The 587-nt window shown below is 42.6% G+C and carries 1 protein-coding gene; it reads left to right on the top strand.

The window, feature by feature from the left end; translation table 11 throughout:
* Positions 1–12: 12 nt before the first annotated feature.
* Positions 13–587, top strand: a 575-nt coding sequence (locus KPL50_RS26735; RefSeq protein WP_309245223.1) for an ATP-binding cassette domain-containing protein, incomplete at its 3' end; no start/stop codon positions are given.

The raw sequence follows: 587 nt of genomic DNA, 5'->3' as shown, positions 1-587 counted from the left end.
GCTGGAAAAAATGTGGCTTTCGTAGGTAGTTCTGGGGAGGGTAAGTCTACTATTTTTAAGTTGCTCTGTGGATTTTATCAGAAACAATCAGGAAATTACAAGCTTTACGGCAGAAATTTTGAAGATTGGAATCTGAATGTAGCAAGAGATCTATATTCTTTGGTATCTCAAAATGTGTTTTTATTTCCAGAAAGCATTGCTGATAATGTAGCCTATGGACGAGAGGGAGCTACAATGGAAGAAATTAAGGAGGCCTGTCGCCTAGCCAATATTCATGACTTTATTATCAGTCTGCCACAGCAGTATGATACTTTGGCTGGCGAGCGTGGAACACGCCTTTCCGGCGGAGAACGGCAACGTATTTCCATTGCTAGGGCCTTTCTTAAAAATGCTCCAATCCTTCTTTTAGATGAGCCGACCTCAGCCATTGATGTAGGTACAGAGGATTTGATTAAAGAGGCCATAGAGCGTATTTCTCAGGGAAAAACAGTCATCACCATTGCACACAGGCTGTCCACCATCGAGAACGCAGATAGCATTATGGTACTGTCAAAGGGGCAGATTGTAGAGAGTGGAACTAATGAGGA

Origin of the sequence: Clostridium sp. CF012 (genome assembly GCF_018861755.1) — a bacterium.
GTDB lineage: Bacteria > Bacillota > Clostridia > Clostridiales > Clostridiaceae > Clostridium_AD.
The sequence above is the reverse complement of the archived record's forward strand: the minus strand, read 5'-3'. Positions and strand labels throughout refer to the sequence as shown.